The 7,384-nt window shown below is 67.0% G+C and carries 8 protein-coding genes and 3 pseudogenes; 6 read left to right on the top strand and 5 right to left on the bottom strand.

All coding sequences use genetic code 11. The features are described 5' to 3' along the window. Positions 1–20 precede the first annotated feature (20 nt). Entirely contained in the window at positions 21–695 is a 675-nt protein-coding gene (locus tag AC1DSO_RS19795) for a bifunctional 4-hydroxy-2-oxoglutarate aldolase/2-dehydro-3-deoxy-phosphogluconate aldolase (protein ID WP_477070439.1), read from the top strand. After that, positions 696–1,802 carry a PfkB family carbohydrate kinase gene (locus AC1DSO_RS19800; RefSeq protein WP_477070440.1) on the top strand — a complete coding sequence of 369 codons (1,107 nt, stop codon included), beginning with the start codon at positions 696–698 and terminating at the stop codon, positions 1,800–1,802. Here the strand turns inward: AC1DSO_RS19800 and AC1DSO_RS19805 are convergent. Beyond that, entirely contained in the window at positions 1,799–2,212 is a 414-nt protein-coding gene (locus AC1DSO_RS19805; protein WP_477070441.1) for a hypothetical protein, read from the bottom strand. The genes AC1DSO_RS19800 and AC1DSO_RS19805 overlap by 4 nt on opposite strands. A 131-nt stretch (positions 2,213–2,343) precedes the next feature. Here AC1DSO_RS19805 and AC1DSO_RS19810 point away from each other — a divergent pair. Beyond that, positions 2,344–2,429: pseudogene (locus AC1DSO_RS19810) on the top strand (hypothetical protein); the annotation flags it as partial. Positions 2,430–2,507: 78 nt separating this feature from the next. Here the strand turns inward: AC1DSO_RS19810 and AC1DSO_RS19815 are convergent. Both AC1DSO_RS19815 and AC1DSO_RS19820 read right to left on the bottom strand, forming a co-directional pair. Then, positions 2,508–2,656, bottom strand: a pseudogene (locus AC1DSO_RS19815) (hypothetical protein); the annotation flags it as partial. A 265-nt stretch (positions 2,657–2,921) separates the two neighbouring features. Next, positions 2,922–3,521, bottom strand: a complete 600-nt coding sequence (locus AC1DSO_RS19820) for an Ig-like domain-containing domain (RefSeq protein ID WP_477070442.1) — start codon at positions 3,519–3,521, stop codon at positions 2,922–2,924. Between the two features lie 259 nt (positions 3,522–3,780). Between AC1DSO_RS19820 and AC1DSO_RS19825 the strand changes: the two genes are divergently transcribed. Beyond that, positions 3,781–4,515, top strand: coding sequence for a hypothetical protein (locus tag AC1DSO_RS19825; protein WP_477070443.1), 735 nt, complete (start codon positions 3,781–3,783; stop codon positions 4,513–4,515). 3 nt (positions 4,516–4,518) lie between these two features. Here the strand turns inward: AC1DSO_RS19825 and AC1DSO_RS19830 are convergent, their stop codons facing one another. Both AC1DSO_RS19830 and AC1DSO_RS19835 read right to left on the bottom strand, forming a co-directional pair. Then, the gene (locus AC1DSO_RS19830) at positions 4,519–5,019 is read right to left on the bottom strand and encodes a PIN domain-containing protein (RefSeq protein ID WP_477070444.1); all 501 of its coding nucleotides are present in this window, start codon (positions 5,017–5,019) and stop codon (positions 4,519–4,521) included. Then, positions 5,019–5,267: a type II toxin-antitoxin system Phd/YefM family antitoxin gene (locus AC1DSO_RS19835; protein WP_477070445.1), complete on the bottom strand. Its 249-nt coding sequence runs from the start codon at positions 5,265–5,267 to the stop codon at positions 5,019–5,021. Before AC1DSO_RS19835 ends, AC1DSO_RS19830 begins: the two co-directional genes overlap by 1 nt. 226 nt (positions 5,268–5,493) lie before the next feature. Here AC1DSO_RS19835 and AC1DSO_RS19840 point away from each other — a divergent pair, with 226 nt between their 5' ends. Further along, positions 5,494–6,858, top strand: a complete 1,365-nt coding sequence (locus tag AC1DSO_RS19840; protein WP_477070446.1) for a cation:proton antiporter — start codon at positions 5,494–5,496, stop codon at positions 6,856–6,858. Positions 6,859–7,089: 231 nt separating this feature from the next. Beyond that, a pseudogene (locus AC1DSO_RS19845) lies at positions 7,090–7,384 on the top strand (ATP-binding protein); the annotation flags it as partial.

The raw sequence follows: 7,384 nt of genomic DNA on the forward strand, positions 1-7,384 counted from the left end.
CCTTCGGGAAGGAGTCTATGATGGTAAAAGACCGTATGGCGGTGCTGACCGCCTTGATGGACCAGGGTGTGATCCCGGTTTTCTATCACCCGGACGTCGAGGTCTGTAAGAGCGTGATCCAGGCCTGCGCCGACGGCGGCGCGCCCTGCATCGAGTTCACCAACCGCGGCGACTTCGCCAGCCACGTCTTCTACGAAGTCACCCGCTATTTCGCCGAGGCCGACCCGCGCGTGATCATGGGCGTGGGCTCGATCGTCGACGCCCCGACCGCCGGCATCTACATCGCTAACGGCGCCAAGTTCGTCGTCGGCCCGATCCTGAACGCCGACGTCGCCAAGGTCTGCAATCGCCGCAAGATCCCGTATTCGCCGGGTTGCGGCTCGGCCTCGGAAATCTCGTACGCCGAGGAACTGGGCTGCGAGATCGTCAAGGTGTTCCCGGGTTCGTCGGTCGGCGGCCCCGATTTCGTCAAGGCGGTGCTGRGCCCGATGCCCTGGACCCGCATCATGCCGACGGGCGGCGTCGATCCGGACGAGGCCTCGGTGAAGAAGTGGTTCGGCGCGGGCATCGTCGCCGCCGGCATGGGCTCCAAGCTGATCACCCAGGAAATGCTGGACGCCAAGGACTACGCGGGCATCTCCAAGAAGGTCCGCGAGACTGTTGACCTGATCAAGAAGGTTCGTGGGAAGGCCTAAATGACCGACAATATCCTCAACATCCGCCCGGCTTCGGAAACGAAGTGGGACTGCGCTTCCTTCGGTGAAGTGATGCTGCGCTTCGACCCGGGCTTCGGCCGGGTTCGCAACGCTCGCCAGTTCAATGTCTGGGAAGGCGGCGGCGAATACAACGTCGCCCGCGCCTTCAAGAAGTGCTGGGGCAAGCGCTCGACCGCCGTCACCGCGCTGCCGGTGAACGACCTGGGCTGGCTGGTCGAGGATCTGATGATGCAGGGTGGTGTCGACACCTCCCACGTCATCTGGCGCGACTTCGACGGCCTGGGCCGCAACACCCGCGTCGGCCYGAACTTCACCGAAAAGGGCTTCGGCGTTCGTCCCGCTTTGGGCTGCAGCGACCGTGGTCACTCGGCCGCCTCGCAGATCCGCCCCGGTGAAGTGAACTGGGAAAAGCTGTTCGGCGAAGAAGGCGTGCGTTGGTTCCACACCGGCGGCATCTTCGCGGCCCTGGCCTCGAACACGGCCGAAGCGGTGATCGAAGCCGTCGAAGTGGCCCGCAAGTACGGCACCGTGATCTCCTACGACCTGAACTACCGCGCCTCGCTGTGGAAGTCGCAGGGCGGCAAGGAAGGCGCGCAGAAGGTCAACCGTCACATCGCCCAGTACGTCGACGTGATGATCGGCAACGAAGAAGACTTCACCGCCTGCCTGGGCTTTGAAGTCGAGGGCCTGGACGAGCACATCAGCTCGATCGACCCGGCCAACTTCAAGAAGATGATCGAGACCGCTGTGAAGCAGTTCCCGAACTTCAAGGTCGCCGCCACCACCCTGCGCAACGCCAAGACCGCCTCGGTCAACGACTGGTCGGCGATCCTGTACGCCGGCGGCGAGTTCTACGCCTCGATGATGCGCGAGAACCTCGAGATCTACGACCGCGTCGGCGGCGGCGACGGCTTCGCCTCGGGCCTGGCCTTCGGCTTCATGGAAGGCAAGGGCCCCCAGGCCGCCGTCGAGTACGGCGCGGCTCACGGCGCCCTGGCCATGACCACGCCGGGCGACACCTCGATGGTGCGCCAAGCGGAAGTCGAGGCCGTGATGAAGGGCAAGGGCGCGCGGGTCATCCGCTAGTCCGTTAAAACTGTCATCCCGGCCAAGCGCGTAGCGCGCCGAGCCGGGACCGCGGCAAGCGCTTGCGTTTCCGGCGATCCCGGGTCTTCGCCCGGGAAGACAATGTTGGAAGAGCCCTCGGCCGCAAGGCCGGGGGCTTTTTCGTGGGCGGGGCTGTCTATCTCGTTGCCGTCCTCATCGAATTCGACCTTCTGGAGACCGGGCGGAACGGGATCTCCCGCCTTGAGATATTCGATTATGCCATGAGCGCCTCTGTAGGTGTGCTTCCTTCGTCTTTCGAGCATCGCCGCGAGGGCGGCGAAACGTTCGACCAGCTTTGCTTGGAGCCAGGTCATCTCGCGAACGTGGCGCCGGCTGGCGCGGGTGCCGTTCGCGGAACGCTTCAGGTGGGGTTCGCGGGGTAGGGGCATGTCGAGTCTCCGAAAGCGCTCCCTTCCGCTTTCGGGTGGGAGGGCATGACTTGTCGGCTCGTCGGCGCGAGCCACGAGGTTTGGGGAGGGATGCGGGGCGCCGGACGACGTCCGGAGGAGGAGAGTGAATTACCGTTTCGACGAAGCCTGACGCCCCGCGCGATCGTTGTGCGCCAGCGTCCCGTCGGGTGGCCCTGTTCAGGCCTTAACGGAACCTGGCGCTCGCCGTTTCCGGCAAGCGCCAGAGGTCGAGGGAGACGGGCCAAAAGGCCTAGACACGCCCCTGTATCCTCAACCACGCCAGCGGCGGGCGGGTCTGGCCAGCAACCAGATCCCGGACCGTTCGAGTATCCCCCTCGAACCTGGCCCCGCTCGACCACCCCCCGAAGCCGCGAAGGTCGCTGGCCGCGCGCCCTCCCCAGTGCTTCGAGGTGGGTAGAGGATACGGCCGGTTTCGAGGGCGGGGGACGGAGGAGGCTGAACGCCCGTGCCTTACCTGTTCCCTCTCTCTGAGAGAGAGGGAGGGGCCCATGCGCGGCATGGGAGGGTGAGAGGTTACACCGCCTGCCGATAAATCCTGAAATCTCAGTGAGATGCGCGAAACCACCAACAGGCTTCGCCTAACCACTCACCCTCCCACGCCTACGGCGCGGGCCCCTCCCTCTCTCAAAGAGAGAGGGTTCTATACCCACGCCCCGACGAGCGCCGCCTAGTGCGCCGAGAACCGCAGCAGCCCCGGCGTGGCCGGCACGCCGGCGACCGAGGTGAAGTTCCGGAAGCGCGGGCTGTTGAAGCCGATCCAGTAGTCCCCGGGCTGGACCACGCAGTCGAGGGTGAAGCTGCGGCCGTCGGCCGACTGGGTCGGCTTGGGCGCGCAGGTCGGATAGCTGGCCTTGTCGCGCGCGATGAACGAATAGCCGGGCGCCATCGGCTGGTCGAAGGTGACCTTGAGGACGATTTTCCCAGCCGCCACCTCGGCGCCGACGGCGGGAGAGGTCGCGACCACCCGGGGCGGGCCCAAGGGCTTAGGGGCCGGGTGGCCGGCGACGGCCAGGGCGGCGAAGACGCCGACCGCGGAAGCCAAGACGATCATCGAAAACGCTCCTAGAAGCACGGGCCAGCGGACCCGCGAGGCGAAGGGACGGCGTCCGGTGTCGCCGCCGACGGCCGCGCCCGCCACCCCGATTTTCTCGTCACGATTTTCTGGGGCCGCCGCCAGCCGCGCCAGCTCGCGGCTGCTGCCGACCCCCGTCTTGCGTCGCGCCTCGCGCAGCCGCTCGTTGACCGCGCCCTCGGTGAGATCGAGCACGGTCGCGGCGCTCTTGGCGGTATGGCCCGGGCCAGCAACAGCAGGATCTGGCGCTCGGCGTCCGACAGGCGCGAGAGGTCGGGCATGGGGTGGCCTTGGCTCGGCTTTCGCGGATTCAGGATGAGCTCCAGATCAGCATGCTTCGGTCCGACGCGGCAACGCTTGGCTTGGCGACCCCATCACGATCGCGCGCCTGGCGGAACGGCGGGGCCGCTGACCGGGTTGATCCTGCATGGTTCAACCGTGCGAGTTCACGAAAATGTCGTCGCCAGTCGTCAAGTCCAGCCGATGCGGCGTGGCCTTGCTGGCGTTGTGTCTCGGGATAGGGGCGGCCGATGCGGCGCTGGCGGGCAAGCAGGACAAGACGCCCCAGACCTCGGCGGAGGCCAATACCGACAATCTGGGCTCGGCCGTGGTCGCGCCGCTGCGCGACATCAATGTCGTGCGCTCGCAGATCCCCGACCTGCTCAAGACGGCCGTCGCCGATCCCTATGCGCCGCCGAAGACCGGCTGCGAGCCGCTGAAGGCCGAGATCGACAGCCTCGACGCCGTGCTGGGCGACGACTACGACGACCGCTCGAACGCCGGTAAGGCCAAGAAGGGTGAGAGCGTGTCCAAGCCCGTGCTGGGCGTGGTGGCTCGCACCGTCACCGACGTGATCCCGATGCGCGGTTGGGTGCGCCAGCTGACCGGGGCCGAGCGCCACGACCAGATGGTCCGCGACGCCATCAAGGCCGGCTTCGTGCGGCGCGGCTATCTGAAGGGCCTGTACAACGCCGGAACCTGCAAGGGGAACCGGCTGGTGTTCGTCGCCGCCAAGCCCGCGCCGAAGCCGGTCTTCGTGGTGGCCGCGCCCGCCGCGCCGGTCCAGGTCGCGGCCGAGCCCGCGCCGGTGCTGGTGCGCGCGCCGCTGGCGCCGTTCACCACCACGGTGAAGGTCGCCGCGGCCTCCGAGGCGGCACCCGAGGCGGCGGAGGCGCCAGGAGTGCCGTAGGGTCTAACCCCGCACGAAGATGTTGCGCAGCCATTGGGCGCCGACCTTGGCGGCTTCGCCCCAGTCCTCGACGTCGTCCAGGGCCTCGGGCTTGTAGCCCCAGGGGTTGAACAGCTTCAGGCGCGGGACCTTGGCGAAGGCGGCCGCGTCGCGGGTGGCCAGGGTCAGGCCGTGCTCCAGGGCGGTGGCGGCCAGCAGGGCGTCGCGTGAGTCGGCCAGCGGCACGTGGGCCCGGCGGCGGACCACGGCGGCGTCGACCGCCAGGACGCGGCCGTCGAAGGCGGGGGCGACGCGGTTGTCCAGCCAGTCGCGCAGCGCAACCGCCTGAACCTTGTCCTTGCGCTCGGCGCGGGCGACGGCGGTCTCCAGCTCCAGCAAGGTCAGGGCCGAGATGAACAGGCTGGAGCGCGCCGCCCCGGCGGCCCAGGCGGCCAGGCCAGGGTCGGTCGCGCCGGCCTTGGCGTTGCGCAGCTCGAAGACGATGTCGGTGTCCAGCAGGTGCATCAGGCGTCTCCCCGATGATCCCAGGTGTCGGTAGAGCGCGCCTGGTCGAGGTCGACGGCGGGCAAGCTCGGCATGGCCAGCAGGTCGACGATGGTCTCGGTCTGGCCCGTCAGGCGGCGGTAGGTCTCGACGCTCATCAGCACGTGGGTGGGCCGGCCGCGGTCGGTGATGAACACCGGCTCGATTCTTGCGGCGCGCTTGGCCTGGCTGACATCCTGGTTGAAGTCGCGGCTGGTCAGGACCTTCATGCGCGCGTTCCGTCGGCCATTTCGTACCTACATGCCTACATTGACAAGGCTGTCTTGTAGGTACGTTACTACATAGTAGCGTTCGAGCAACAGAAAATAAGCCAACGAAAACAATCGGCTGACGAAACCGTCAAAAACGCGGCTCCCCGATTGCGCCTCGCCGCGATCTCTGCGCGGCATGAGGTCAAGGCGCAAAGCCAAACCATCCATTAGGGGGCTAACTCAAGTGTCAGACCTACTCGCGCAGACGCTCGCCACGGCGGCGGACCTGCTCAACGCGCACGGACCGGCGACCAAGGCCGCGGCGAAAAGCTTCTCGCCAACCGATTTCAGCGTGCACTTCTTCCTGCAGCTGGCCGTCATCATCCTGACCTGCCGCGTGGTCGGCTGGCTGGGCCAGAAGATCCTCAAGCAGCCCCAGGTCGTGGGCGAGATGATCGCCGGCGTGGTGCTGGGCCCGTCCCTGCTGGGTCTGCTGTTCCCGCATCTGCAGCTGGCCCTGTTCCCCAAGGAGACCAAGAACGTCCTCTATGTCGGCGCCCAACTGGGCGTGGGCCTCTACATGTTCATGGTCGGCACCAGCTTCCAGGCCGACCACTTCAAAGCCAAGGCCAAGAGCGCGATGAGCGTCTCGTTCGCCGGCATCGCCGCGCCGTTCCTGATCGCCGCGGCCATCACGCCGTTCCTGCTGAAGGTGCCGGGCCTGTTCGCCGCCGGCATCAGCCAGGCCAACGCCACCCTGTTCATGGGCGCCTGCATCGCCCTGACCGCCTTCCCGATGCTGGCYCGGATCATCAACGAGCGCGGCCTGGCCAAGACCTCGCTGGGCACCCTGTCCTTGACGGCCGGCGCCTTCGACGACGCGGTGTCGTGGTGCGTGCTGGCCCTGGTGCTGGCCACCTTCGGCGGCGGCCCCGGCGTGGCGATCCTGGCGATCGGCGGCGGCCTGGCCTACGTGCTGTTCCTGACCACCTTCGGGCCGCGCATCCTGGCCCCGCTGGGCCGCATGGTCGAGCGCGAGGGCCAGATGAGCACCACGGTCCTGGCGCTGATCTTGCTGGCCTTCTGTTTCTCGGCCTTCCTGATGGATGCGGTCGGCATCCACGCCATCTTCGGCGGCTTCATCCTCGGTGTGGTCATGCCGCGCGGCAAGCTGGTCGAGGAGCTGAAGCGCAAGGTCGAGCCGATCGCGGTCGTCATGCTGCTGCCGATGTTCTTCACCTATTCGGGCCTCAACACCCGCATGGACATGGTCAACTCGCCGAGCCTGCTGCTGATCGCCGTCGGGATCCTGGCCGCCTCGGTCCTGGCCAAGTGGGGCGCCTGCTACGCCGCGGCCCGCCTGACCGGCGAGAACCACGACACGGCCATGGGCATCGGCGCCCTGATGAACTCGCGTGGCCTGATGGAGCTGATCATCATCAATATCGGCCTGCAGAAGGGCATTATCGGCCCGACCCTGTTCTCGATGCTGGTGCTGATGGCGATCGTCACCACGGTGATGGCCAGCCCGCTGTTCGAGGTCGTCTACGGCAAGAAGGCCCGCGAAAGCGGCGCGCTGGGCGCAGTGCCGGATCCCGCCACGGCCTGATCCTCTTCAAGAAACACACTCCCCCTGGGCCCGCTTCGGCGGGCCCTTTTGTTTGGGTGCGACAAACCCGCGCTTGAGCTCCACCGTTCATTGATCTTGGCCCCGCTCTCTTGCCACATAGGGTTTGGCCCGCGGGGGATGCGATGACCGGCTTGCGCAATCATGGGATCGATCGTCGCGCGGGTACGGGCCGCGCGCGCGTCCGGCCCCAGGGCTAGGCGACGTCCTCGAATGGCGGTTCGCCTTCACCTCTATCGGCCGTCGGCCCAAAAGCACGGATTGTCCGCCGCTTGCGCGCTGTTCCTGGCCTATGTGGCGGTCGAGCTGTGCATCTGGCTGTTCTGCCGCGACATCAGCGACGCGGTCGCCTTTTTTCCCTCGAACGGGATCCTGCTGACCGCGATCCTGGTGCTGTCGCCGCGCCTGGGTCTGGCCTTCTGCCTGGCCTGTTTCAGCGTGGATCTGCTCCACAACTGGATCGGCCGGATCGACCTGACGCACGCGGTGCTGTTCAGCAGTCTCAACC

This window comes from Caulobacter sp. P4_E5, assembly GCF_056401555.1.

Coding starts and splice junctions, on each gene's coding strand:
- AC1DSO_RS19835 (WP_477070445.1), bottom strand. CDS start 5,267: ATGAAGGTCCTGACCAGCCGCGACTTCAACCAGGATGTCAGCCAGGCC.
- AC1DSO_RS19805 (WP_477070441.1), bottom strand. CDS start 2,212: ATGCCCCTACCCCGCGAACCCCACCTGAAGCGTTCCGCGAACGGCACC.
- AC1DSO_RS19825 (WP_477070443.1), top strand. CDS start 3,781: ATGTCGTCGCCAGTCGTCAAGTCCAGCCGATGCGGCGTGGCCTTGCTG.
- AC1DSO_RS19830 (WP_477070444.1), bottom strand. CDS start 5,019: ATGCACCTGCTGGACACCGACATCGTCTTCGAGCTGCGCAACGCCAAG.